At 35.2% G+C, this 25,077-nt stretch carries 28 protein-coding genes; all 28 read left to right on the forward strand.

The features are described from left to right. Nucleotides 1–5 precede the first annotated feature (5 nt). Complete coding sequence (locus tag ASG46_RS10635) at nt 6–2,537, forward strand: RNA dependent RNA polymerase (protein WP_056704531.1); 2,532 nt, start codon at nt 6–8, stop codon at nt 2,535–2,537. A gap of 223 nt (nt 2,538–2,760) precedes the next feature. Then, nucleotides 2,761–3,036: an HU family DNA-binding protein gene (locus tag ASG46_RS10640; RefSeq protein WP_056704534.1), complete on the forward strand. Its 276-nt coding sequence runs from the start codon at nt 2,761–2,763 to the stop codon at nt 3,034–3,036. 1,098 nt (nt 3,037–4,134) lie between these two features. After that, complete coding sequence (locus tag ASG46_RS10645; protein ID WP_056704537.1) at nt 4,135–4,326, forward strand: YonK family protein; 192 nt, start codon at nt 4,135–4,137, stop codon at nt 4,324–4,326. Between the two features lie 14 nt (nt 4,327–4,340). Continuing rightward, complete coding sequence (locus ASG46_RS10650; protein WP_056704540.1) at nt 4,341–5,540, forward strand: metallophosphoesterase family protein; 1,200 nt, start codon at nt 4,341–4,343, stop codon at nt 5,538–5,540. A gap of 156 nt (nt 5,541–5,696) precedes the next feature. Further along, nucleotides 5,697–6,122, forward strand: coding sequence for a hypothetical protein (locus ASG46_RS10655; protein WP_156376668.1), 426 nt, complete (start codon nt 5,697–5,699; stop codon nt 6,120–6,122). Between the two features lie 77 nt (nt 6,123–6,199). After that, complete coding sequence (locus ASG46_RS10660; protein ID WP_056704544.1) at nt 6,200–7,201, forward strand: hypothetical protein; 1,002 nt, start codon at nt 6,200–6,202, stop codon at nt 7,199–7,201. Continuing rightward, a complete protein-coding gene (locus ASG46_RS10665; protein WP_056704546.1) occupies nt 7,201–10,266 on the forward strand; it encodes an LAGLIDADG family homing endonuclease in 3,066 nt (1,021 codons plus the stop codon). The genes ASG46_RS10660 and ASG46_RS10665 overlap by 1 nt, the downstream gene beginning before the upstream one ends. A 15-nt stretch (nt 10,267–10,281) precedes the next feature. Continuing rightward, the gene (locus tag ASG46_RS10670) at nt 10,282–11,823 is read left to right on the forward strand and encodes a hypothetical protein (protein ID WP_056704548.1); all 1,542 of its coding nucleotides are present in this window, start codon (nt 10,282–10,284) and stop codon (nt 11,821–11,823) included. 18 nt (nt 11,824–11,841) lie between these two features. Then, the gene (locus ASG46_RS10675) at nt 11,842–12,981 is read left to right on the forward strand and encodes a hypothetical protein (RefSeq protein WP_056704549.1); all 1,140 of its coding nucleotides are present in this window, start codon (nt 11,842–11,844) and stop codon (nt 12,979–12,981) included. 34 nt (nt 12,982–13,015) lie between these two features. Continuing rightward, nucleotides 13,016–13,480: a hypothetical protein gene (locus tag ASG46_RS10680; RefSeq protein WP_056704551.1), complete on the forward strand. Its 465-nt coding sequence runs from the start codon at nt 13,016–13,018 to the stop codon at nt 13,478–13,480. Nucleotides 13,481–13,504: 24 nt separating this feature from the next. Beyond that, entirely contained in the window at nt 13,505–14,611 is a 1,107-nt protein-coding gene (locus ASG46_RS10685; protein WP_056704554.1) for a hypothetical protein, read from the forward strand. A gap of 47 nt (nt 14,612–14,658) precedes the next feature. After that, entirely contained in the window at nt 14,659–15,120 is a 462-nt protein-coding gene (locus ASG46_RS10690; protein WP_056704556.1) for a hypothetical protein, read from the forward strand. 13 nt (nt 15,121–15,133) lie between these two features. Next, nucleotides 15,134–15,520, forward strand: a complete 387-nt coding sequence (locus ASG46_RS10695; RefSeq protein ID WP_056704792.1) for a hypothetical protein — start codon at nt 15,134–15,136, stop codon at nt 15,518–15,520. A 9-nt stretch (nt 15,521–15,529) separates the two neighbouring features. Then, complete coding sequence (locus tag ASG46_RS10700) at nt 15,530–16,192, forward strand: hypothetical protein (protein ID WP_056704558.1); 663 nt, start codon at nt 15,530–15,532, stop codon at nt 16,190–16,192. Continuing rightward, a complete protein-coding gene (locus tag ASG46_RS21345; RefSeq protein WP_056704560.1) occupies nt 16,189–16,713 on the forward strand; it encodes a hypothetical protein in 525 nt (174 codons plus the stop codon). The genes ASG46_RS10700 and ASG46_RS21345 overlap by 4 nt, the downstream gene beginning before the upstream one ends. Nucleotides 16,714–16,751: 38 nt before the next feature. Beyond that, a complete protein-coding gene (locus ASG46_RS10710; protein ID WP_235562233.1) occupies nt 16,752–17,420 on the forward strand; it encodes a hypothetical protein in 669 nt (222 codons plus the stop codon). A 32-nt stretch (nt 17,421–17,452) separates the two neighbouring features. Then, nucleotides 17,453–18,229, forward strand: coding sequence for a hypothetical protein (locus ASG46_RS10715; RefSeq protein ID WP_056704564.1), 777 nt, complete (start codon nt 17,453–17,455; stop codon nt 18,227–18,229). Nucleotides 18,230–18,279: 50 nt separating this feature from the next. Beyond that, nucleotides 18,280–18,645, forward strand: a complete 366-nt coding sequence (locus ASG46_RS10720) for a hypothetical protein (protein WP_056704566.1) — start codon at nt 18,280–18,282, stop codon at nt 18,643–18,645. Next, entirely contained in the window at nt 18,645–19,727 is a 1,083-nt protein-coding gene (locus tag ASG46_RS10725; RefSeq protein ID WP_056704569.1) for a hypothetical protein, read from the forward strand. The genes ASG46_RS10720 and ASG46_RS10725 overlap by 1 nt, the downstream gene beginning before the upstream one ends. A gap of 14 nt (nt 19,728–19,741) precedes the next feature. Continuing rightward, the gene (locus tag ASG46_RS10730) at nt 19,742–20,014 is read left to right on the forward strand and encodes a hypothetical protein (RefSeq protein WP_056704572.1); all 273 of its coding nucleotides are present in this window, start codon (nt 19,742–19,744) and stop codon (nt 20,012–20,014) included. Next, on the forward strand, nt 20,015–20,164 hold the full coding sequence (locus tag ASG46_RS10735; protein WP_056704573.1) for an XkdX family protein: 150 nt from the start codon (nt 20,015–20,017) through the stop codon (nt 20,162–20,164). Between the two features lie 268 nt (nt 20,165–20,432). Further along, nucleotides 20,433–20,912 carry a hypothetical protein gene (locus tag ASG46_RS10745; protein ID WP_056704575.1) on the forward strand — a complete coding sequence of 160 codons (480 nt, stop codon included), beginning with the start codon at nt 20,433–20,435 and terminating at the stop codon, nt 20,910–20,912. Continuing rightward, nucleotides 20,912–21,334, forward strand: coding sequence for a hypothetical protein (locus ASG46_RS10750; RefSeq protein ID WP_056704576.1), 423 nt, complete (start codon nt 20,912–20,914; stop codon nt 21,332–21,334). Before ASG46_RS10745 ends, ASG46_RS10750 begins: the two co-directional genes overlap by 1 nt. Before the next feature lie 19 nt (nt 21,335–21,353). Next, a complete protein-coding gene (locus tag ASG46_RS10755) occupies nt 21,354–22,355 on the forward strand; it encodes a tyrosine-type recombinase/integrase (RefSeq protein WP_056704577.1) in 1,002 nt (333 codons plus the stop codon). Nucleotides 22,356–22,649: 294 nt separating this feature from the next. Next, on the forward strand, nt 22,650–23,240 hold the full coding sequence (locus tag ASG46_RS10760; RefSeq protein WP_056704579.1) for a hypothetical protein: 591 nt from the start codon (nt 22,650–22,652) through the stop codon (nt 23,238–23,240). A 22-nt stretch (nt 23,241–23,262) separates the two neighbouring features. Then, nucleotides 23,263–23,703: a hypothetical protein gene (locus ASG46_RS10765; protein WP_056704581.1), complete on the forward strand. Its 441-nt coding sequence runs from the start codon at nt 23,263–23,265 to the stop codon at nt 23,701–23,703. 115 nt (nt 23,704–23,818) lie between these two features. After that, nucleotides 23,819–24,355, forward strand: coding sequence for a hypothetical protein (locus tag ASG46_RS10770; protein WP_056704582.1), 537 nt, complete (start codon nt 23,819–23,821; stop codon nt 24,353–24,355). A gap of 120 nt (nt 24,356–24,475) precedes the next feature. Further along, on the forward strand, nt 24,476–24,967 hold the full coding sequence (locus tag ASG46_RS10775; RefSeq protein WP_056704584.1) for a hypothetical protein: 492 nt from the start codon (nt 24,476–24,478) through the stop codon (nt 24,965–24,967). Nucleotides 24,968–25,077 lie beyond the last annotated feature (110 nt).

Consider the following 25,077-nt stretch of genomic DNA (forward strand, 5'->3'; position numbering starts at 1 on the left):
CGCTTTTGGGGAGAAAAACAAATGATTTAAGCAAACAAGTGTTTATTTATAGTCTTGATACTTCGAGTTTTTATAATGATCGAGAAAATTTGTTACATAGAAAGATTTTAAAGTCTTATAGATATAGAGATTTGCTTAAAACACATAATGGGGACACAAAAAAAAATAAGAAATACATAAAAAACAGAATCGCTAAATTAAAACAGGAGTTAAATCAAGCCTTCAGTGAACATGAGAGTGTACGGATGCTTAGAGCCGACACATTAACAGACAATAAAAAGATCGCTATGTTTGATTCAGTTATGACTCGAACTCTAGGTATAAAAGAAAACAATTTCTCTGATGATGTAATTGTGGTTCAGGTATACCATTTCCAGGTGTTCAAGAGTATTCTTGATGAAGGTTTTGTACATAATAATGAACTTTATGTTTACTTTACGAGTTCAGCTGGGCAAATACGAACGAAAAAAGCTTGTTTTATTAAGAAGTCTACATACGATAAATTTGAAAATGCTTTAACATGTGGACTTAGTCTTGATGATATCAATTCTAATGGTGGGATGAACATCAATAAATGGAATGCTTACCTTGCTTTATCGAATAGTGCCAGCAGCCATTGGAATATTGATATAAGTAAAACTGTTGTTGTTGATGATTTAGAAACCGATGTAATGAGTGAAGTTGATTATATCGACCGCAATACATATGAAATTACTAGAAAGAAAATGAATATTCCTATTGAGCATACTGATGGTTGTGGAATTATATCACCTAAGCTCAGTAGTAAAAGCTTTATGGTCAGACTGCCGTGGGTTAAAGGATTGTTAGTGCCCTTCGACTTTCATCGTTTTGCAGAAATACATAATAAAACACAAATTACAGATATATACGGTAAGGTATGGGATATTAAGAAAGATGATATCCAGATTATTTTCACTAAATCGCAATTTAAGATGTGGAAATATTATAAGTCCTGGAACGAATATCAAGAAAAGTTTGTTCTGTACGGTTGTCTGGGGGCTAAATTAAATGAAGAAGACCCTTCAGTTGAGGGGAAACTTACATATCAAATGCTTCAAACCCTTACTGATATTACTCATGATGAGCTCAAGTCTATTAGTAACAAAACTGTTGAGGAAATAAAGGCAATTGGTAATGATAAAGATATTATGTTAAAAATTATGGGGGCTACTGAGAATCGAAAATTCAGATCGCCTTTGCAAAATGCATTACTCCTCTATCCTCAACTATTGAATGATGATCATGTCAAAGAAACCATTAAGAATAAGAAAAAGAGTCTTGTAAAAGACGCAAAATCAGGAAAGCTGCAGATTGAAAATTCTAAGTACACCTATCTTTGCCCCGATTTATATGCTTTTTGTGAAAAACTGTTTTTAGGAATTGAAAATCCGAATGGTTTATTGGATGGCAGCAATGTTTACTGTTCGCTTTATGATGAAGGAGAAATTGATGTACTTCGCTCCCCTCATCTTTATCGTGAGCATGGTATTAGAAAGAATGTTAGAAGCAAATTGCTAGATGAATGGTTTATCACCAAAGGAGTTTATACAAGTGTTCATGATCCAATCTCAAAATTGCTCCAGTTTGACAATGACGGGGATAAAGCGCTGATAATATCAGATCCTTTCTTTGTTAATATCGCAAAGAAACATGTCGCTGACATCGTTCCCCTTTATTATGAGATGGGTGTTGCAAACAAACAGATGATTAACAGTGAAAATCTCTATGAATCTCTGACCAACGCCTATGCGGTTAATATTGGTGAATACAGTAACAACATAACGAAGATTTGGAACAGTTCTTCAGTTAATATTGATGTTATCAAATGGCTATGCGCTGAAAATAACTTTGCTATCGACTATGCAAAAACGTTATTCATGCCTACAAGACCAGACAATGTTGACAAACAAATTAAAAATTACATAAAAGATAAAGTGCCTTTCTTCTTTGTCCATGCTAAAGATAAGGATATCTCTTCTGTACAGCCTATTAATGAGAGTACTGTAAATAAACTAGAAGAAATCATTCCAACTGATAGGATTAATTTCAAAGCTGTTGCTGGACACTTCGATTACAACTTCTTATTAAAAAACAAACGTATTAAAGAAGATGAAGAATTGGTTAATGAATACATAAAGCTTGATCGAAATAAAAAATGGCTTACTAATAATGAAGAAACTAAGCCGAATCAGAAGTTATACGTGTATAAGCTCATTAGAGAAAAGCTACTTGAAATAAATAGTGATGAACAATATGTTGTGGATGTTCTTGTGAAACATCTGTACAAAAAGAAAAGCAGATATAAAGCAACGTTGTGGGAATGCTTTGGTGAAACCATACTCAATAATCTGAAAAGGAATTTGAAAACTTTCAAAGGTTGCGTAAAGTGCGGACAAATGTATAAGCCTACCTCGAACAACTCTAGTTTTTGTACAAAGTGTTCAGTCACAATTGAAAAAGAAAAACATAAAAAAAGACAGAAATCATATGTATCTAGGACAAAAATGACGGTTTAGGAAGTGCCTTGAGCCTTAGAGCCACAAGGGATACAGCGTTTTTGTGCAAAAATAAAGCTATTAAAAAGCGGCTTCAGCCTTAGAGCCACAAGGGTTCAGACCGCTTTTGGAGATAATCGTCATAAGGGAGGTAAAAAGCAAATATCCAAATTAAAAAGGTTAGTATATCTCCCCTCCCCATTTTTAAAAATACAAATTACACATATAATCAGGAGGAATAAGAATGAATAAAACAGAATTAGTCTCAGCGGTGGTTGAAGCAACAGGATTAGCAAAGAAGGAAGTTTCGACAGTTGTTGAAGCAACATTAGATGCAATTGAATCTACTCTTAAAGAAGAAGGCCAAGTTAAAATTGCTGGGTTTGGCACATTTGAAGTAGCTACTCGTGCTGCGCGTAAGGGTCGCAACCCTCAAACAGGTGAAGAAATTGATATTCCTGAAACAAAAGCGCCAAAATTTAAAGCTGCAAAAGCACTTAAAGATGCTGTAAAAGGTTGATTTTATCTAAATAAATAACGTATATAGACCATCTTGGTTTTTAAGTTGAATGGCTTATGTCTTCCACGAAGAGGTAGGAGTCTTCGTGATCGACTAATGAATATTAATTAAATAATAGTCATTAGTGGGTTGACTGCCCTGTACAATTTTTCTCCAAACTGACTCACTTCCTTTCATAAGTTAGTTCTGACTCACATTTAAGGAGAAGGCTACTCCTGAGTCGGATAATATTCATTTATATAGGTTTGAACACCCCCTTCTTCAACATATACCAAATGAATATTATCGGGCTATTAATGTCAATAAGTCTTCACGCTTAATTAAATGCGACTGTATCCTAACAGGGACTTGTTATAGGAGGCATTTTGCTCGACAATTAAAACTAATTGCGGTGTTGTGCTTCGGCCTGCACTTAAGGTGATTGGATGCGTCCAATCTTCTTTTAAAATTTATTTTCCCAAGCATGTACCTTCTCACACTGGGTAAGAAAAAACCATGCAGAATAAGAGACTGGTGATCTACACGCAATGCTATGTAGATAAGGTGTGTGACCTGACAAGTAAATTAGTGTTTGTCTCAGAGAAGGGGTTATATTGGTCTTACCCTTCCATTCATTTTTACACTAGCAAGACTTTCACTTGAGTAACAATTACACTTGGTATTTCTACAGCACAAGAAATTGTGACTGTCTGACTTATGGATTAGCTAAATTTTAGTAAGAGTACTGTGTGTGCTCCTGTCCATGAGGTTTTAAGTAAAAAGGCCATCAAGTAGCGATGGTTTCTCCGCAGGCGGGGAGTTGAAATACTGCCAGAAAGTGTGTTTCACTAGCTACTATCTAATCGACTTACTTAAAGTCTGTCGACTTCAAAGGTTTAATCGCTGAACCCGTAATCAGTGTACCTCCCTATCTTATAAAGATGGGGTTATTCTAGTTAGTAAATTCCTTCGGGTGTTTCCCCAGCACCCTTCCGACATTTCTTCTTTATTCCCCTTTCTTCTCTCCTTTTTTCGGGTGTTCCAATGTGTCGGCATTGGGCATCCGAAGGAATTTATTCGGTTCAAAATAAAAATTACATACTATCTGGAGGTTTTATAATGGCAAGCAAAAAGACTAATCAAGTTAACTTAAAAGGATTTTTCGATATGGACGTTATGGAAGTGACAGAACTTACAAAAGACGACGAACTTAGATACGATTTTAAAGAAATTTTATCTGAATTTAACGGAAAACAGGTCAGCATCACTATTAAGGAAGAAAATGAATTGCCTGTAAAAGACAATGAATAAAGGTGGGTGAGTTAATGAATGTAATTGTAAAACCAGAGTTGCAACGTGGAAAAGGCGAAAGCTTTGATGACTATTTTATTAGATTACATACAAATAAACACGAGTATAAAATCGACAAGTTTGTTATTAGAGATTTGCTTAACGATGAATCTGGTGAGAACTATGGAGAAAGTAAATGGCGTAAAGACTATGCTCAATATCGTAAATGGGCTGATTACCATGTAAATAAGAATCTTGATCAAGAGATTGTAGATAAATATGATGAACTCAAAATTGAAGCTGCTAAAGCAGAAGTACGCAGACGTGATCAGAATAGAGAGTTAACCAAGAAGATTAGAAATTCCGCTCGTTTTGATCGTATCCGTGATGATTTGACTGAAGCAATTTTGAATTTAGAGAAAAAACGTCCTCTTAAATTCTCCTCCCCTCCTCCTCCAACATCTGATAAGCATGGTCTAGCACTGTTCAGTGACTGGCATTTCGGAATGGACATCAATAATCGAATTAACACTTTTAATGAACAAGTATTCAACGAGAGAGTCCAGAAACTAACTCAGGACGTTATTAAACACGGTAAATCAAATGGGATTTCAACTCTGCATGTAGCTAATCTTGGAGATTTAATTGGTGGGCTAATACATGTTTCAACACGAGTTCAAGCTAATACTGATTCTATAGAGCAAATTCAATACGTCACAGAAACATTAGCTGAGATTTTGGCAGCATTCGCTAGTGAATTTGAAGAAGTTAAATTCTATAGTGTTGCAGGAAACCACGGTCGCCTCTCCCCTTCCAAAAACGATGTAGGCATTAAAGAAAACTTCGAGTATTTAATTAACTGGTATTTAAAAGCTCGTCTAAGCCACATTTCAAATATCACTATTGAGCAAGAGCAAGACGGTTTCATCCCTACAAAAATTAAAAATCAAGAAGTTGTGTTTGTGCATGGTCATTATGATCGGGTTGATCAGTGTGTAACACGCTTACCTCAATTACTTGGCTATATCCCTTCTTACATATTCGGTGGACATGTTCACCACAATTACGAAAAAGAATACGGTAGCACAACTGTAGTTGTTAATGGAGCTTTAGTAGGCGCTGACGACTACGCTATGCAAGGACGCTTTGGAACTAAGCCTTCGCAGAAATTCATGGTATTTGATGAAGAAGGTATTGAAGCTACATACATAATTCGTTTTAAAGACGGTAGATGAAAAGGATGATTAAATGTCTGGTAATGAATTTATTCATATCTTAGCAGAACAGTGGCTAGATTTATCTCATGAAAGCAAGAACATACTTTCACTAATGATTGCCAATTGATATAAAACTTTAATTTTAACTTAATTTATTGATGAGGATGATGAATGATGATTGAACAACTGAATAAAAACGATCTATTTGAATATTTACAAGTTCTTGCTCGACTTAAAGAAGTTGGATATAAATGCGATCAGGAGATTTTTGAAGCGTTGCGTAGGTTTCGAATGGAATCGGATAAAGAAAAAGATCTAATAATGTATGTAGATCCTGGTCGGGATTATTCGAGAGTTGTTTTAATAGATATGGATTCAAACCTGGGTAAAAATTTAACTTTGAAAAGTGTGCGATCCTCAATTAGAGAACAAGCAATATCGATCATTGAATTTATCTTAAAACATCGTCCTTCTAGGCTGGTTATCGATCCAGCTGGCATAGGGCAGGGTTTATTTGACATGATGATTGAGGAGTCAAGAGGAAGAAAAGTACGCATTTCGAAAAGTGGAGAATTAACTTACATGGATAAAATCATTTAAGTATTACAACATATTTTTAAAGCGTCTAGTCTCTAAACTAGGCGTTTCGTAAAATATGTTTTTTGGAGGTGTTATATGTGGGAGTCAAAAAAGGAAAAGAATATTTAAAATGTTTAGATTGTCTTAAAGAAAAGGATAAAATGAACGGTTTTTACAACACAAAAAACAAGCTGTACGAAAAGATTGGGAAATTCCCTATTTGTAAAACTTGTCTAAAGAAAACAATTAATTATGATGACATGGAAACCGTATATAACACTCTTCAACAAATGGACGTAAAGTTTGATCCGTTGTACTGGGAGCAAGCAATTCAGAGAAAAACAGACACGTTCAGTGCATACATCACAATGGCAAACTCGTTAAAGCAATTCAATGGAACATGCTGGAAAGATAGTTTCATAGAAAATGAAGCTAATAACATGAGTGTTGATACCGCTCCCTCCCCTTCATCAACTGATTACTCTACAGAAATTACAGATGACATGGTTGATAAATGGGGATCAGGTTACACTCTTGATGAGTACAAACAATTTGAACGTAAGTATGTTAAGTTGATTAGAAGCTACGGTGAAAAAACAGCGCTTCATACTGAAGGTTTGCTTTCATTTATAAGATTTCGTGTCAAAGAAGAGATGTCCACTGCAAGAGGTGATGTTAAAGAAGCGAAAGAATGGGGAGCGCTTGCTTCTAAAGCCGCTACTGACGCTAAGATCAACGTCTCGCAGCTCAGTAAAAGTGATATTAGTGGTGGTGTTGATGTTATCACGCAACTTTTTGAAGCTGTGGAAACAGAATTAGGTATTATCCCCCTTCTTCCTCGGTTGACCGCTCAACCCTATGATGATGCCGACTTAATCATTTGGGCAATAATAAATTATTACAGAAGATTAGAAGATAAAGAGCCTGTTAATTATGAAGATATTTATCACTTTTATGATGAAATGCTTGAAGAGGATTTTAAATCTAAGGGTCTGACTGATGATCAAATCAAAAAGTCGAAAGAAGAAAGAAATAATGTGTTCAGGGATTTAGGTAAAATCTATACTGAGCCATTGTATGAAAATGGTGAAGATGAGTAATGGCTAGTTATAAAAACTTCACTTCTAAAAATCACAAGAACAGTAACGACAGAAACGATATTTATGAATCCTCTTTCGAAACACCCTTAGAGCGCGATGGTGAGAAAAACATCATCAGAAAAAACATTTCTAAATGGGCTGAGTTCACCTCGTTTATTCGCTTTTATCCAGATATATTTTACGATATGCTCAAACCTGATGTCGGCGGCATTGAACTGGATTTATATCAAAGAATAATGATGAGGACACTTAGTCGTTTCCCCCAAAATTATTTTTGTATTCCTCGTGGTGGATCAAAATGTGTTGCGGGAGATACGATCCTATTCACTGAAAATGGATTACTAGAAATTGGAGAACTATTCAACTACGAAAAAAAAGAATCTGAAGTTGAAAAAATACATAAAATTTCGATGAAAAACAGATATGGTTTAATGGAAACTTCAATGGCTGGTATATCAAGCGGCCTCAAGAAAACGAAGAAAATAAAAACCCAAGATGGTTATGACTTGGAAGCAAGTTTAAATCACCCGATATTAGTAATGTGTGAAGATGGACATTTAAGATACAAAGCCTCTAGTGAAATTAAAGTTGGTGATTTATTACCGATTTCAAGAAACAATAATGTATTTGGCAATGAAACGAAGTTAAATGTAAATTTTGATGATTTCTTAGGTGGGTTTAGTAATCAAGGCAGATGGCAAGTAGAAAGAAACAAATTCAATATTCCTGAGTACATTGATGAGCAATTAGCACTAATAATTGGGTATCTTCTTGGCGACGGTTGTTTAACGAGAAACAATTTAATAGGTTTTACAAATGAAGACAAAGATATAATAAAAAATTACAAAGACTATTTTAACAACGTATTAGGTGTTGCGGTAAAGCAAAAAGATGAAATCAATTATAATGTATTTGGTAAGCTCATTAGAGAATTTTTCAGACAATTGGGAATGGAAGAAAATGATGCTTTCGGGAAGGAAATACCTAAAATTATACTGAAAGCACCTAAAAACATTGTCGCAAAAACAATACAAGGGCTTTTTGATACCGATGGATGTGTGACAAATAAAAGTGTTCAATTTTGCACTGCATCAGAAAAAATGAGCAAACAAGTCCAAATGTTACTTTTAAATTTCGGTATTATTTCTTTCAGAAAAAAGTATCTGAATAAAAAATACAATACTTATCATTATAAGATCAACATTTCCACAAAGAATATTGATCTTTTTTTGCGAGAAATTGGTTTTAGTTGCTCAAGAAAACAAGAAAAACTTATTTCGATTTGCAGCAAAAATCGTAATCCGAATAAAGATGTAATCCCTTTTCAGCAAAATAACATTAGAGCCATTTATCCAAAAGGTGAAACTAGAGAAAAATTCTATCATGTACTAAAAGGATCAAATGGGCTTACTTATGAGAAATTATCACTTTTATTAAATGAAAATGAGTGTTTTGTTAATAAAGATAGCGATGCATTCAATCATTTAATAGAGCTCTATGATTCTAATTACTATTTCACTAGTGTAATTGAAACAGAGTACTCAGAGGATTATGTGTATGACTTATATATGCCTTTAACAAACTCATTTATAAGTAATGGGCTAGTTAGTCATAATACACTGACTCAAATAATGGTTGCTTATCATACTGCTATTTGCTTTCCTAACATTACATTGGCTATTACAGCTTCCACTAAAGAATCTGCGGTTAAGATTTGGAAAGAAAAACACGATGAGATTTTAAGGTTCTACCCTGCTATGGCTGACGAGATTAAAAGTGAGAACTTTTCCAAAGACTCAGGTAGGGTAGAATTTCAAAATGGCGCTATCATTGACAACCTTGCAAACGCACAGTCCTCGAAAGGACTTCGTAGAAGAAGAGGTTCTTTGGAAGAATCTGCATTGATTGATAAAGATTTGTACGATGATGCCATTGAACCTATTTTCAATATCCCTCGAACTACAATGACTGGTGAAATTGATCCAACTGAGCTCAACGGTCAAATAAACCGCTTTTCCACTTCTGGTTACAAAAACTCCGATGAGTATGAAAAGATATTAACTATGGTTAAAGAAACTGGCGACCTTAAAGGTTCGTTTGTGTTCGGTTCTGATTGGAGAATACCAATTCATTTTGGTAGGCAGAAAATGTCGACTATTAATAAAGCCAGACAAGGAAACGTCACTCGTTTCAGACAGAACTACTTGTGCGATTGGATCGGTGCGAGTGATGGAGCCCTCATTAACATCAGTAAACTCATTAAAGCTAGAACAATAACTCAGCCAGAGCTTTCGTGTCCTAAAGATAAGAACAAAAATTCCCTATTGAACGAATACGTCATAGGTGTCGATGTTGCGAGATCTGCAGCTGAATCCAACAATAAAACAGCAATTGTCGTTTTAAAGATTATTAGAAATAGCAATAATCTGATTAGACAAGTTCAAGTTGTAAATATAATTGAACCTCCTAACGGACTTAGTTTCAAGGAGCAGTCCATAGTTGTTAAAAGAATTTTTAAAAATTATGGAGGTAATCAGGATTCTTCTCTCTCTAGAGTAAAGGCAGTTATTGTGGATGGAAACGGCGTGGGAAGTGGTTTAATAGATCGTCTTTTAGAAGATGTCACTGATCCAGAAACCAACGAAGAATTAGGATGTTGGGCTACGATAAATACTGACCAAAAACCTGACGTTCCTAATTCCCCGGAGATTGTTTACAATTTGAAATCTCAAGGTATTAACCAGGACATCATCACTCAATTTTTAGACTATGTAGAATCTGGTAAGTTGAAGCTGTTAAAGGCTTATGATGATATTAAAAACCAAAAAGGAATTTTAGATGATGTGATGATAGAAGCTGCGTGTATTCAAACACAGTTATTCATCGATGAAGTTGCCAACTTAAGAATTAAAAAAAATCAAAATTCTTTTAGTGTAGAGCAAGTGGTTAAACGAATAGATAAAGACAGGTACAGTGCTATAGCTTATGCATTATATTATATTGCTTTATTTTTAGAAAAAGAGGAATCAAACGATGAATATTCGTTCGGGTTCTTTTTCAATTAAACGATTGGAGGTGGAATGTTGAAAAAGGAAAAAAGCGAGTCGTTTGAATTTAACACAGATTTATCATCCCCTATCCCCCTTTCTCTTTACTACTCTTCTTCTGTAAGCTCCTTCAATTACGAAAATGTTAAATCATGGCTAAAAGACCACAATAGACACAATAAACAAATCAGAGAAACCTCAGAATATCTCTATAATTTAAATGGAATTTATCGAAATGTGATTGATTATATGGTTTCGCTCGTAACTTTGGATAGAGTTGTCTATGGAAATTCAAGTTCTCATGACAGTTTCGTTTCAGATAAGGCTGACTATACTAGAGCTCTTTCTAAGATAAACGATAAAGAAATTGCAAGAGATATCATTAGAAAGTTGAGTACTTATGGAACCTCTTTTCATTATTTTGAATCTTTCAGAGATGATCCCTTCCCTTCTACTCTAAGTGATCTTGAAATTGAAGGGATGACTGAAATCAATAACAGAGATGATTTTAATTGTTCTGTGTTAACTCTCCCTATTGACTATTGTAAAATTGTTGGTCGGAAGAACTCATCTTATTTGGTTGCGTTTAATGTATCTTACTTTGATAAATTCACAGGTAACGGCAGATCCTTGAAACTTAAAAGGTGGCCGAAGGAGTTTAGACAAGGTTATGTCGAGTATAAAAAGGATTTGAATAAACGCTGGATTGTGTTAGACAACAATAGAACTATAGCGAACAAAGCTAGTGCAGGAATAGAAGATCAATGGGGTCGACCTATAGGATTAGCTGCATTTGTTGATATGGTTTATGATGATTATTTTGTTGATACGAAACGTAATATCTTAGATGAGCTAAACAGTACCCTAATTTATCAAACGTTGCCTGAGGGTGAAAAAAAAGGTATTTCTTCCCTCTCTCAAACACAGCAAGAACAACAGCATATAAGCATCAAAAATGCACTTAGCTCTAGAAATGGCTTAACTGGATATAAGTTTTTCTCATTGGCATCAGGAACTAAGTTAAATAAGCTTGAAACCAACGTTGATTTTCTGAAAGTTAAAGGTGAAGACGAATTAATTAAAAGGATATCAACTAACCTTGGCTTTGCAGGTTCCGCATTGAATGGTCAAGATGGAAACTACTCTTCTCAATCAACGAATATCGAAATGGTCTCCTCTCAAATATTCTCCTGGTTAGAACAAATCTCCAATGAATTCAACAAGGTAATAAACGCAAATATTATCAATAATCCAAAATCATTTATTGAAGTTTATTATCTCCCTCTTACGCACGTTAACAGAAAAGAAAAAGTTCAAAACATGAAAGATTTGTACACCAGTGGTCGTGGAAGTTTGACTGCATGGATTGCAGCAACTGGTTGGAATCCTGATGCTTATATATCTTTAATGGAATACGAAAAACAAGAAAAATTTGATGAGAAATACCCAGTCCATGAAACATCATTCACGCTAAGCAAAGATAAAAAAGCTGGCGCTCCAGAAAAAGACTCGCACAACGAGAATACCATAAAATCTAAAACTAATAACAGTAACGGGACACCTTCGGGATCTTGAAAGGAGGTGTAAATTTATTTGAGAAGCGCAATTTTAGAAATTAACAATAGCAAAAAAGTTAATGGTAGGACTTATTTGAAATGGGTAGTCCTTGAAATTCATGAGAACGATACCATATTTAATAAAAATGGTATCACGTGGTTGGAAAAGTACATTAAAGCTAACCTGGAGTCTATTCAGGGAATGCCCCTTTGTGTTGAGTTTATTGATTATGAAAATAGCGAACCCTTCGGACATGGGCTAACTGAAATCAAAGACGGTACACCACTATTTGAGAATAGTGCAGTTGTAGGTGTTACAACTAATGGCTACATCGATTCTATTGAAGTGAATGGGCAACAAAAACGAGTGCTCATTGGCGAAGGCTACATTTACAACCAGAGGTATCCTAAGTTTGTTCAGTGGCTGAAGTCGAAAATGTTTGATGGCGATTTTCCTGAGACATCTGTGGAAATATCAGCTGTTGAAGGAAAAACGAATATTGAATATGAAGGTGGCTACAAAGAAGAAGGTCGTGTCCCTATGATCTTCGATTTTACTGGAGATGCGATACTAGGCGTTGATCCAGCGGATGACTCAGCAGTGTTGTTAGAGCTAAATAGCAAAAATAAGGAGGATAAAATCTTGTCTAAAGAAAAAGAAGCACTTGTGGAACTTAACGAAAAACTTAAAGTGGATATCGAATCCCTGGAAGCTAAAGTTTCCGAATTAAATGAATTACTGACTAAAAAAACAAATGAACTTAATGCAGCAGTGCAAGCAGTTAAAGATGAGAAAGCTAAAACTGAGGCTAAAGATGAAGAAGTTAAAAAAGCTAAAGAGGACAAAGAAAAGGCTGATGCAGAAATTAACTCTTTAAAAGAATTTAAAAAATCAGTTACAGAGGAAACTCTGAAAACAGAGTTGAACCAGCATCTTTCTCGGTATACAGAAGAAGAAAAATCTGTTGCCAAAGAGAAAATTGAGCTCTTCTCAACCTCCCCTACTGAGGAGTTAAAAACCCAAATCGTTTCAGAAATCAACTCTGCTATTGCACAATCTTACATTAGTCAAAGAATGAAACAAACTTCAAATGAGATTAATAGCGTGAACGACATTTACTCAGAAATTAACGAAACTGGCAATGAAGCTTCTGTAACTATTGAGGAACTTTATTAATAAAATAAGACTTTTATAGAAAAGAGGAAATTGAATGTTTAAATTCGGTACGATTGGCGCTTTTAAACAAGTGCAAAATAATCCAAGATGTAAAGCTACAAAAGATTTGGTTCCTGGTTATGTAGTCTTACCAGATGATTCTACAGGACTAGCCCCTACTCCTTCATCTGCAGCTGCTGCTAAAGGAGATGTTTATGTTGTAGGCAACATTATCGACAAACCTGAGATTCGAAATAAAGCTGATTTCAAGGTTTTGAAAGATGAGTTTGTAAGAGCTTTTCGATTAGCGGATTGCGTTGGCTTGCCTATTGAACTTAGCCAGGATACTGTGGTTGACTTCGAAAACATTGTTAAAAACGATGTTTTAGTCTCTGCTTCAGATGGCTCAGGAAAATGGGTTAAATCTGATGGTACAGATGATGAATATAAAGTAAAACTTAAAGTGCTTGAAAATACAACATTCGGTGGCAATGGACTTTATCTTACGGTTCAGGGCTAATTCTATCGCTGGAGGAATTAAATAATGAAAATTGAATTAAACAACGCAAGACGTGATTCTGATGTTTTTGCACATACTAAATTAAATACTAAGTCTCCAATTGTAGAAATCTTTTCTGCAGTTGCAACTGGTAAAGATTTATCTAAATTTAATGGCGCTAAAGTTGATGCTGCTATGAAGCACGTCAAAAATTTAGGAGACCAAGCTCTGGCTGGTAATCCAGTTGCTAAAGCTGAGATCAATCAAATTGTAAGATTTGCAATTGAACCTAAGTTAATTTCAGCTTTAAAATTGTTCGATTTCATGGGTAATTTTAAACCAATCGGCTATGATGAACAGCCTATGATGACGACATATGCACATGAGTCGATTAGAAGTGGTTTTCAAGCTTCTCGTGGTGATGTTCCATTCGCAACTACAGCTTGGAGAGAATACCCGATTGCTACTCAAACCATTTCATCCGGTTACGCAGTAAACTACCGTGAAATTATGAGTGGTAATCTCGACAAGGTCGCTGAAGGCATGGATCAAGTTCAAATCGACATGATGAATAAGGCGATGTATTACGTAGTAAATGAAATGTTTAATGCTATCAAAAAGGCTAAAGGCGTAAAATATTTCTCTGAAAGCCCTGGTATTGCTAAGAGTGCTGTGGATGACACGATTAAGAAGATTCGTAGATTTGGACAACCTTCAATTGTAGGAGACTATTCAGTTGTTTCGCAGTTAAATGATTTCGCAGGATACCAAGCTGTGGCTGGAGATGCTTCAAGCACAAAATTGCCTGAGTCAGTTATGGATGAGATCAGAAAAACTGGTTTACTGAGTACATACAAAGGATCTTCTATTGTCGAGCTTCCAAACAGCTACAATCTGACAGAGCTAAATAAAGCTAAGGACAACTTCAAAACTTATCTTCCAGAAGGCCTCCTCTTCTTCATTCCTCAAGGTGCTAAATCACCACTGCAAGTGTTCCAAAAAGGCGGAATCTCAACTATGACAGGTAATGATGTGGTCACTGGTACTGAAATCACTCGTTTTGATTTGGAACTAGGTGCTGGAGTTGCTGAAGGCATGGAACATCAAATCGGCTTAATCCGAGATGAAAATTTCGAAATCACACCAGAGTAATATTTAATATGGAGGGCATTGTCCCTCCTTAAACACGGAGGGATATAATGTCAATCGATTTAGATAAGAAAATTAAAATCAAAAACTTGTGTTCTTGGGATTTGTACTTCAAAAAATTTGAGTCTAATGGAGATTTCAAACTTCCTGCTAACGGAGTAAGACAAATTACTGTAGCTGAAGTTCAGTCCCAAGTTTATGATAATGTGAAAATGTTTGCTGGAACTGATGGGGTTGGATCTCACGCTAAGATTTATATTGACGACAAAGAAACTAGAGTTCATTTAGGATTTGAAAGTGACGATACTACTCAAAATGTTATTGATCAGGAAACGATTAAAAAGATTTTAACTCTTAAGACTCAAAAATCATTTGAAGACAATGTGAAAAAATCTATTAAGTTAGATTCTGAAAAAGCCCAACTATTTGAAGTTGCAAAGGATTCTAAGATCAATGATCATAGCAAAATTAAGTTCATTGAGGAATACACTGGCTTTAAGTTTGATGCATAAGGGATAGATTATGATGGCTGGATATGAAGATGTATTAAATTCATTTCATTCAAAATTTCAATCAAATGAAGTAGTTCCAGAAGGACTAGAGAAACAATTTTTCATTGAAGCGTTAGCTTCGTATGAGCTTGATCTCGAGCCGCTTAAGTACGATGAATCTACAGAAGAGTTCAGTGAAGTTATGTCTAGACCAAAAATTAAACTACTTGGGCTGCTTATGTACAAACAACATTTAGGGCGATATAGAGATCGAGCTTTAAAGTTGAACAATGTGATTGGTAGAGACATTCAATTAACAGGCTTGGCGAATACTAAAGCTCAAGTAAATAGAGCATACGAAGATTTGTCTGATGAAATAGATGCTTTATTACACAAGCTTAAAACAAATAATTTTGAATGAGGTGCTTAAATGTCTAAAGATTGGTATTTGAGTTCTTCTTCAAACTATTTGAGTGGATGGGAGAACGAAGAGTTTTCTGCAAATAAATATGAGATATTCAAAGAGATATTAGCAAACTCTCCAGAAACTTATAGTGTTTTATTAAACGATAAGCCTGTTGATGTTATTATCCAAACAACTCAAGATAGTGAAGTTAAAAAAGTTATAACAGTTTTGGGGTTGTTGAATCGTGGCGATCTTATCTTGTACGACAGTTCTTATTGGCTGGTTAATTCTCGACCAACTGATAATAAAATGAATGATAGCGCAACTATGAAACAATGCAACAGCTCAATCAAACTATCGACAGGTGACATACAGGTTGACACGGGCAAAATAAATGAAATCACTGGGCAGCCGATTAAAAAACTTGTTCCTGGTGAAAGTATTGAAATCCCTTGTGTATTTGAGAGAACTGTTTCAGTTAACAGCTCTGATCAACCGATCAATCTTCCTGATGGTCAAGCTCACATCACTCTCCCCTACTCTACTAATCCTCAGTTAAAAATTGGGTTAAAAACGCAATTTTATTCAGAAGAGTATATTGTTCACGATATTGATTATTCAAAAGTAATTGATGGTGTGGGCACCATTAAACTCATCGCAAAAAAGAAAGTCAGTGATAACAAATGAGTATGATGGTACAACATATAACGGACATTTTTAGAGAAATAATGAATGACAGAGATGTTAATCGGCTCCTCTATTATAAAGATGATCCCCTTTCACCCGATCTTCCTGATGTCCAAAGTTTGGATAACTATTATGAACCTGCTATCGAAGAAGATAGAGGTCTCACTCTCCCACCTATCTATTCTAATTTGTTTAAACGTGCACCTAAAACAGATGATCTTAACTCTCAACCAATCTGTAGAGTATGTATATATTTAGGCTCTGGAATCCCCAAAAGCCCAAATGAAAGCTATAAACTCCTAAACCAAGACATTATGATCGACGTTTACACACATATAGACACATTTGAGGAAACTGAATTCAGGAACACAAAGATATCTGATAGGATTTGCAACCTTTTATTCGAAAAGAACATAACTGGCTTCGGATCAATGATTACATACAAGAGATTGCTTATTCCTAATCCGCCTGATGGCCATCTTGGATACAAACTGATTTTCACGTTTGGAGCTTCTAAATGATTAGCAACAAGGATTTTTTCTTTTTGGGAGATTCGGTGATGACCGAAATTGGTGAAATATCATTTATCAAGCTGAGAGATTATCCTAATTATGTGCATTATTTAAATGCTATTAAGATGTCGAAAAAAGAAATCGTTAGAGAGTATGAAAAATTAAACGAAGCTGAGAACTTGAATGAGCTAATTATAGAGCTTAAGCGTAGCAGCTTATTTAATATTGTAAATCATATCCTTCCTGATTTTAGTGAGGCCTATCATAAAGTTTTCGAGAAGATATTTGTTGATAAAGAAAGATTATCTGAAATTAACCCAAACAATTTTAACAGTTTAAGAAAACTGGTGCTTGATATGCATTGTCTATCCGAAGAGAAGATATCAACCAATGAAGAAATACAAGAATTTGACGATTTGGCCAAAATGTTAAAGCGGCAAGACAGTCAAAATGACCTTAAAGATATTGTTAGTTGCGTGGCTGCCTTTAATGGGTACACATACAGCGAAATAGCTGACATGACTGTTTATCAATTGCAACTAAGCTTCTACAGAATGGCAGAGATTATGAATTACAATACCACAACGTTATTCGCAACGGTTTCTTCTGAAGCTAAGATTAACGACTGGAGTAAATCAATTGATCTTTATAAAGAAGATTCATATCATCTCAACGCAAAAGAAGCAAAAAATTTAGAAAAACTATTTGGAGACTGATAAAGTCTCTTTTTTTATTAGGAGGAAAACTTTTGAGCAAACAAACAGTAATCCATGAAGTTGGAAAAATCACTGTTCGCAGAATTAGCGATAAGAAAGTTATCGGTAGCTCTGTGACACAAATGACTCAGTTCACACAACAAGTTCAGCAGGACTTTTTAAAGGGTGGCTGGGGCAATAGAGACTTATACGTAATTAACTCAAGCAAAGAGGTTTCAGGTAACGTCAGAAACGCATTCTTTGATCTTGATTTCATGGCAATGCAACAAGGAGTTAAAATTGAAAATGAGGCCATTTCTGTATGGGAAGATGAAAATTTAACTGTCTCTGAAACTAATACCGTTAAATTAAGCTATATTCCGATTTCTGAAGTTACTCTTACAAATGAAGACGGCGAACATTTGAATGTCTCAACAACTTCTACTGAAGTTGCAGTCCCTGAGCAATTTGCTAAAAAAGAAGCTGTAATCACAGTGTTCTATCAAATTGAAGTAGATGCTGAAACTGTGGAAATCAGTGGTGAAAAATTCTCTGAGAACTATGAATTTGAAATCCATACAATTGAGTACGATCCTAAGACATCTAAAGTTTACAGTGATCTATATATTCAATTACCTAAAGTCAATTTCTCTGGAGAAGCTGATATTTCACTGGAAGCAGGTCAAGCTTATACTCCAGAAATCGGATACCGAGCTTTGGCGGATGAAAATGGAAAAATCGGTAAGTTTTCACGTGTGAAAAGAAATGCTGATGGATCTAAAGGTATCGTAAAAGACGATCAAACAACTCCTCCAGTAGACGGAGAATAAGTAGATTTTTGATTAACTGAGGAGGTCTCCCCTCCTCTTTTTATTAAGGAGTGATTATTATAGCAGAAGATACAGCTCCTATTGTAGTAATTCCTGATCGTACATCATTTGTTTTTCATGAGAAGTCAGTCTCCCCTTCTGACGGTGAATCATTAGAAGTTAAACACTACCAAAAATTAGCCATCAGCATCACTGGGACATCTACTTCAAGAAAAATTTCGTTTGTGGGATTGACGAATGATGATCAGGAAATTGAATTAGGAGGTACTCAGTTAAGTGATTACCGAATAGCAACTGGAACAGAAGGAATTAACGAGGCTTGGGAATTCCCGATTTCCCCTTTCAAAAAAGTATTTATTAAATTAGAAGATGTGACTGATGGAGATGTCTCTGTGTTTGGGGAGGCTTCGACATAATGCTTGATTCATTAGTAAGAGGGTTGTACAAAAGGCTAGAGAAGCAAATTGCTAACCTCAAAGACCTCTTTTTAACCAGTGAAGATTCCATGAAGCGTGATGTTGAAATCTTCAAAAGTGATAATGATTCATTTAAGTTGGAAATTAAAAGTGACTTAGAAACTCATAAGCATGACACTAAAAACCCTCATGCTGTCACAAAAGAGCAAGTTGGACTTGGTGATGTATTGAACATCGAACAAGCCAGCAAGACAGAGTTTAATAAACATCAAAACGACTCTGATATCCATGTTGATCAAGATCAAAAAGAACAATGGAATAAAAAAGAAACCATTGAAGGTTCTCAAGAGAAAGCTGATTTGGCTTTAGTAAATTCTAAAGAATACACAGATGAGCATGAACTGAAAACAAACTTACATACTCAGCCAGGTGAGAAAGACAAATGGAACGGTTATGAAAGTTTGATAGACATGTTAGCGACAACTTTGGATGCTGCACAAAAATTCAAGTTGACTCAAGATGACGGGAAAGCTCAAAATCTTGCAAACGGAACTGATGTATTGACTCTCCCCCCTGGAGTTTACACAGGTCAAAGTTTAACTAATGCCCCTTCTGCAACAGATCCCTTCCTCTTCTTAATCAATTCTAAGGACAACTCCAATAAGACTATCTTGGCAATCTCATTGAAAAATAATGAAACATGGCTTTTCACGAGGCTACAAAATGTAAATTCAACTTGGAACAAGCTTGTATCCTCTAATGACCTTAATGTGGTTTGGGTTAATACTACTTTAGTAGTCGGGACTACAAACCCGCAATACCCACTAAGACACAGATACATTCCTGTTTCTAAAACTTTAGAGATACAGGGAACATTCACCGCTCCGCTCGGTGCAACAATTGCCAAGTTATCTTATTTCCCTGTTCAAAACATTGATTTTACAGGTGTTACTGTAGGTTCTTATGGGCAAGCACGAATGACACTAACGACAACAGGAGACTTAATCTATTCTGGTTTGTTTTCTAAGGATGATAGCAAAGTTGAAAGAGTGTCCTTAAATGAAACTATACCACTATCATAAAGAGGGTCACATCTATGAAAACAATATTTTACTATGATGAAAACTTTATTTACTTAAGACAATCTGATTACTTTGAAGGAGAAGTTTTGCCAGAAATGAGCACAGATATCGCACCTCCCCAATCACTATATTTAGGTAAATTTTATCCCGAAGAAAAGACATGGAAAGAATCAGCTACTCAAGAATACATGGATTCTTTTAAAGTCGAACCTGAGCCATCTGAAATAAGCATGGTTAAACAACAGTTATCTGAACTTTACTATTTTATTGCGATGGGAGGAATTTAGATGGCAATCGATTGGTATAAAGCAATCAAAGGATTTTACGATGATGGATTGTGGACTAAAGAGATGGTGTATAACACAGTTGCTGTTGGAAGAATTACGCCTGAACAATATGAACAAATTACTGGGGAGCAGTATACTCCACCACAATAAAATAAGAATTTTATTGAAAAAAGGAGGATTGCCATTGAGACTTTTTGATGTATCTGAGGACATTTTACTTTTAAAGGGATTCTGGAAAGAGTCCTTTTGCGGAAAGGTAAGATGGCTTTTCTTTTTGTATCCTATGTGTCTATATACAGCAATAATTTTAAAACTCGCTATAACTTTATATTCAATAAAACATAAAATGTTTTTCAAAAAACGCTAACACCTCTCCCCTATTTGAGGTGTTTTTATTTTAATCATAAGGAGAGATATGATGACAACACAAAAATTAACGCTAGATCATATTAAGGATGGGAATAAAAAGTACGATGAGAAAGTCAAAGTGCAGTTAGATGATAAGTTCCATGTTCACATCTACCCCAACTTTGATCCAGTTAAGATTACACAAATGATTAAAATGGCTCTAGAAGATGTAGCTGAAATTGAGTCGAATAAAAAGATTAAACACAAGCTTAATTTCGTTGATCTTTTAAATATTTATACAATCCTCACCTTCAGTGATGTCGCTAATATACCACAAGGCATCACTTCTAAAGTTAACTTAATGATTGAATTGGTTAAGTCCCCATACTATAAAATAATCAACGATTCTTTTCCAAAGGAAAGCTTCGAGAGTATCGATGAAAAATTACGTTCTATGACAGAAGGTATGATTGCGACTCAAGAAGCACTTGTTGACAAAGCGAACGAAGAAATATTGAAAAAAGTTGAAAAACTAACTGCTGAAGCATAATGGCCAAGAATCATAAAGAATTAGCCGTTATGCTTGAAAAAGCAGCTTTAAAAGCCTTGCAGTCTGGCAGTAATACAAAAGAGCTCTTAGTCAAAACAGGACAAGAGCAAGTTCAAACAGTGGTATATGATTCATATAGTCCAGTGGAATATAACCGAACTGGTGAGTTAAAGGCATCATTTGTTGTTGCGAATGAATCAAATGGTATTTCGTTAGATAACACAAGAACAGATGAGGGACGAGATGTTGCGACTATTGTTGAGACCGGTGAAGGGTATCAATTCCCTGACGAATATGGTTATGGCTATGGTGAGCCTCGTCCTTTTATGAGCAACACTGCTGAAAAGCTCAAACACAGTGGTGAATTAGTGGAAGCTGCTATGAAAGATGTTCGCAAGGCTGGTTATAAGACAATCAAATAGCCTGGCGGTGAATTTAATAATGAGCAAAGAAATCGAACAAAACATGCTGCGTAAAAGAGCGCAAAAGCTACCTGAAGTCACTGATGATATGTGGTCGCAAGTTGATCAGGAACATCAAGACCTGGTTTCAGAATTTCTGGATGCCAACTCGTTCAGAGACAAAACTAAAAAACAGTACCATTCTACACTTCGTCAATTTTTCTGGTGGGTGCACACATCATTAAACGGAAAGAAACTATACAAGATCACTAAAAGAGATTTTATACGATATCAGAGCTTCTTGAAAAATCGTGGAATGTCTTCAAGTGGCATTGCTCTAAAAAAAGCTTCAGTATCTTCCCTCAACAATTATCTTGAAAATGTAGTTGCGGAAGATGATCCAAACTACAAAACATTTCGAAACTTCACTCGTGGTCTCCCTGCTATACCTAAAACGGTGACTTATGAAAAAGTTAAAGTGACATATGATGATTACAAATTAATGATGGACACACTAGAAGAAGACGAAAACTATCTTGGGATGGCATGGCTGGCCACTGCGTTTAATGTTGGGGGTCGTAGAGCTGAGCTAGTCCAATTTAAAACAGAGCTATTGGATTATCCTATTAATGAAGATCAATCGTACGTTATGAGTCATAAAGTTTTTGGTAAAGGTAAAGGCGAAGGAAAAGTACTGGAATACATGGTGAATTTAGAGGCTATAAAATACATGAAGTTATGGCATGAGAAGCGTGGCTATGACCATGAGTATATTTTTACAACGCAATACGGCGGAGAACCTAAGCAGATTTCAGAGTCCTGGGCGGATTATTTTTGTTCAGATGTTCTGTCAGATATTCTTGGCAGACGTATCAACCCCCACCTATTCAAAGCCTCTTGCATTACTTATCTTCTCGAAGTTAAAAAAATCAAGTTGGAATTGGTTAGTAAATACATCGCTCATCATGAAGATGTATCAACTACAATCAAGCATTACGACTTAAGAAACTTTGAGGAAGAAAAGAATCAAATCTTCGCTTGAAATCCCTCTTTTATTCAGAATCAAAATCCTTCTTTTGAGGGATTTTGCTTATGGTTAAAAATTGCAATGTCTTACGAGAGCCAATTATTATTAAATATATATTTTTAAATTTCTTACTCCGTTTCGTTCAATCGTTATCATTACTTAAGATTTGTGTTCCACTTCTGTATGTTAATTGGACATTATTCTTTCTTAATATCAGCTGTTTAAAATTGTTAATTTTTTCATGATCTTGTGTTATCATTAGAGTTGATAAAATTGAAATGAATAAACGTTCGAGGTGGATTAGATAAGATGAGTGCAGTTTCAGAGCCAGTATTGGAATTGAAGGTAAAAAAAGAACGAGATATGACAATGTATTTTGCAATGCGTGCAGTTGTTGCATTTTGTTTATTTGCAGGGTATTGTTATTCAGTAAAAAAAGATATTGATTATGTTCAATTTTTCATTACTACACTATTATTGTTTGCTCCATTTGCATTGGATTACTATCCTCGTCAAAATGACGATAAAGCGGAAATAATTTTACGGAAATGGGGTATGCTAATACCAAGCGGTGCAATTATAGGGGTTCTGTTATTGGGGCTTTTTAATGGAGATTCAAACTATTGGTCAAGTAATACTGCAATTTGGTTAAAGGTGATTTGTATTGGCGCTGGATTTTTAGTGGCAATACTTGCTTATGTTGACTACAATAATTACAATCGAAGAAGCCAATTTACTCAGATTATGAAACAACACGCTGTTGAATATATTGAAGAATCGAATGCTGAATCTGCTGAAGCGCGCTTCAAAAGAAATGAGGCTATTAAAAAGGAAGGCCTTAAACGAGTTGTAATTGAAAGCGGGAAGAAAAGAAAAAAGAAAAAGCCTAATAAGATTTAGTAGTTAACTTGGAGGAAGCTAAATGGATTACTTAGTTTTATTACTGATTTTTGTGGGATTAATGTATATCACTACCTCATATGCTGCATATCGAGAAATTCGTGAGAAAAATTTAAAAGTGGCATTTAATTGGTACAATGTTTTTTTCTTTTTGATCACCCCAGTAAGTGTTAGTATTATTCACTTGAAAATGGCATATCGCTTTTATAGAGAAGGACGAAAAAAAGAAGCGAGATTACTTTTCGCTTTAGCTACTTTTAAAATTTCTTCAGGCATAGCGATTTATTTAGAGTTCATGGTTCACTCAACCATAGTGGATGCTGTTTATGCAAAAAACCAGAAAAAGATGGCGGTAGCCAAAGAAGCGAGAAAGGTTTCTAAAGAAACGCTTAAATGGGGTAATTTAAAAGAATCTATAAAAAATCCTTTAGATTATCTTGATGCGGTTTTTAAACCAGCTTAATCATGAAGAATAAAATATTACTGAGTTCCTCTAACCTCACTTAACGTGGGGTTTTTCTATGCCATCATTTAACAATTCTCCCCTTCTGCCGATAATTCTGTTGAGGTGGTAAAGGATGATAGGCAAGAAGAAACAAAAAAGAATAGACAATTATAAAATAAAAAAATTTAATCACAAGAACTTTAATAAACACACCTTAAAGAGCAGCTTGATAGCAATGAATAAACGTGTATTTGTTGCGTATATAAAATTCCATTTCCCTCTTAACGGGCAGAAAGCAAGAAAGTATCAAGATAAATATAAGGTCTTGCAATCTCTTGAGGAAGCTGTATTGATAAATGCTATTTCTAGAACAAAAGCTTTAGAAATAATATACGAAACAAAATATGTCATTCCATTTGTTGGGGCTTTAATTGCAGTGGTTGTTGTTCCAGCAATAATAGCCTTTGGAGATTCTTTTATAGTTGATTATCCTGTATATAAAAAAGAAATTAAGTTAGGAGCGGTTGTTGTCGCTTCGTTATGTGCAGTAGCTGTGTCAGTGTTCATTACACACAGCATAAAAAAAGATAAAAATGTTCTTGCTCTGCTTGTGTCCTTTCGAGAGTTGTTGGAACAGGCTTTAGCAGCAAAGAAGAACGATGAAAAGTGACTTCTCGCCCCTCCTTTCTAATTAAAGCAATGCTTATTATGGAAATTCCAATATAATATAATGAGGATTAAACTCAAAATCGCCCCCTTTTTTCCGATATTATCCATGAGGTGATTTGGAATGAATTGTGAAAATTGTATGGGAAAATTCGATAGGGAAACAATGGAAGATGCTTTGTTGAATTGGAACGAGAAGGATTTTATAAAATATTTGAATACACATTTTTCAATTGAAGGTAAATCGGAAAGTCCAAGAGAAAAAGTAAATGTTCTAAGATCGCTTGATGAAGTAGTCTTAGAAATAGCTTCAGCAAGGATTGATGGTCTTGAAAAAATCTATGATGATAAACATATTATATTCTTTATTGGCGCTTTGATAGCAGCTGCTACACCTGCTGTAACTGCTATATTCTTGCCTTTCACTTCGGGAGAAGTTCATCCGAGTGCCTCAGGAGAAGTCTATCCGAGGATAGCTGCATCCTTCTTTACTCTATGTTCACTAATGTTTTTCAAGACATATTTAGGTAGGGATAAAAATATACTCGCTGTCCTTGTATCGTTTAGAAAATTACTTGAACAAGCCATGGATAAAAAGAGAGATGAAAGTGATTAACCTCTCCCCTGTTCTCATATTTGGGCTCACCTCAAACTTATGTCAAATGGTTAGCTTCATGTCTGTCAATTTGACAGGTATTAAAGGGGCTAGTTTTAACCGACTCCCTA

Source organism: Bacillus sp. Leaf49 (assembly GCF_001426125.1).
In the GTDB taxonomy this organism is placed as follows: Bacteria; Bacillota; Bacilli; order Bacillales; family Bacillaceae; genus Bacillus; species Bacillus altitudinis.

Bases quoted from the DNA above. Each gene is read 5' to 3' on its own strand.
- ASG46_RS10640 (WP_056704534.1), top strand. From the start codon at position 2,761: ATGAATAAAACAGAATTAGTCTCAGCGGTGGTTGAAGCAACAGGATTA.
- ASG46_RS10645 (WP_056704537.1), top strand. From the start codon at position 4,135: ATGGCAAGCAAAAAGACTAATCAAGTTAACTTAAAAGGATTTTTCGAT.
- ASG46_RS10650 (WP_056704540.1), top strand. From the start codon at position 4,341: ATGAATGTAATTGTAAAACCAGAGTTGCAACGTGGAAAAGGCGAAAGC.
- ASG46_RS10655 (WP_156376668.1), top strand. From the start codon at position 5,697: ATGATTGAACAACTGAATAAAAACGATCTATTTGAATATTTACAAGTT.
- ASG46_RS10665 (WP_056704546.1), top strand. From the start codon at position 7,201: ATGGCTAGTTATAAAAACTTCACTTCTAAAAATCACAAGAACAGTAAC.
- ASG46_RS10670 (WP_056704548.1), top strand. From the start codon at position 10,282: ATGTTGAAAAAGGAAAAAAGCGAGTCGTTTGAATTTAACACAGATTTA.
- ASG46_RS10680 (WP_056704551.1), top strand. From the start codon at position 13,016: ATGTTTAAATTCGGTACGATTGGCGCTTTTAAACAAGTGCAAAATAAT.
- ASG46_RS10685 (WP_056704554.1), top strand. From the start codon at position 13,505: ATGAAAATTGAATTAAACAACGCAAGACGTGATTCTGATGTTTTTGCA.
- ASG46_RS10690 (WP_056704556.1), top strand. From the start codon at position 14,659: ATGTCAATCGATTTAGATAAGAAAATTAAAATCAAAAACTTGTGTTCT.
- ASG46_RS10695 (WP_056704792.1), top strand. From the start codon at position 15,134: ATGGCTGGATATGAAGATGTATTAAATTCATTTCATTCAAAATTTCAA.
- ASG46_RS10700 (WP_056704558.1), top strand. From the start codon at position 15,530: ATGTCTAAAGATTGGTATTTGAGTTCTTCTTCAAACTATTTGAGTGGA.
- ASG46_RS21345 (WP_056704560.1), top strand. From the start codon at position 16,189: ATGAGTATGATGGTACAACATATAACGGACATTTTTAGAGAAATAATG.
- ASG46_RS10710 (WP_235562233.1), top strand. From the start codon at position 16,752: ATGACCGAAATTGGTGAAATATCATTTATCAAGCTGAGAGATTATCCT.
- ASG46_RS10725 (WP_056704569.1), top strand. From the start codon at position 18,645: ATGCTTGATTCATTAGTAAGAGGGTTGTACAAAAGGCTAGAGAAGCAA.
- ASG46_RS10730 (WP_056704572.1), top strand. From the start codon at position 19,742: ATGAAAACAATATTTTACTATGATGAAAACTTTATTTACTTAAGACAA.
- ASG46_RS10735 (WP_056704573.1), top strand. From the start codon at position 20,015: ATGGCAATCGATTGGTATAAAGCAATCAAAGGATTTTACGATGATGGA.
- ASG46_RS10745 (WP_056704575.1), top strand. From the start codon at position 20,433: ATGACAACACAAAAATTAACGCTAGATCATATTAAGGATGGGAATAAA.
- ASG46_RS10750 (WP_056704576.1), top strand. From the start codon at position 20,912: ATGGCCAAGAATCATAAAGAATTAGCCGTTATGCTTGAAAAAGCAGCT.
- ASG46_RS10755 (WP_056704577.1), top strand. From the start codon at position 21,354: ATGAGCAAAGAAATCGAACAAAACATGCTGCGTAAAAGAGCGCAAAAG.
- ASG46_RS10760 (WP_056704579.1), top strand. From the start codon at position 22,650: ATGAGTGCAGTTTCAGAGCCAGTATTGGAATTGAAGGTAAAAAAAGAA.
- ASG46_RS10765 (WP_056704581.1), top strand. From the start codon at position 23,263: ATGGATTACTTAGTTTTATTACTGATTTTTGTGGGATTAATGTATATC.
- ASG46_RS10770 (WP_056704582.1), top strand. From the start codon at position 23,819: ATGATAGGCAAGAAGAAACAAAAAAGAATAGACAATTATAAAATAAAA.
- ASG46_RS10775 (WP_056704584.1), top strand. From the start codon at position 24,476: ATGAATTGTGAAAATTGTATGGGAAAATTCGATAGGGAAACAATGGAA.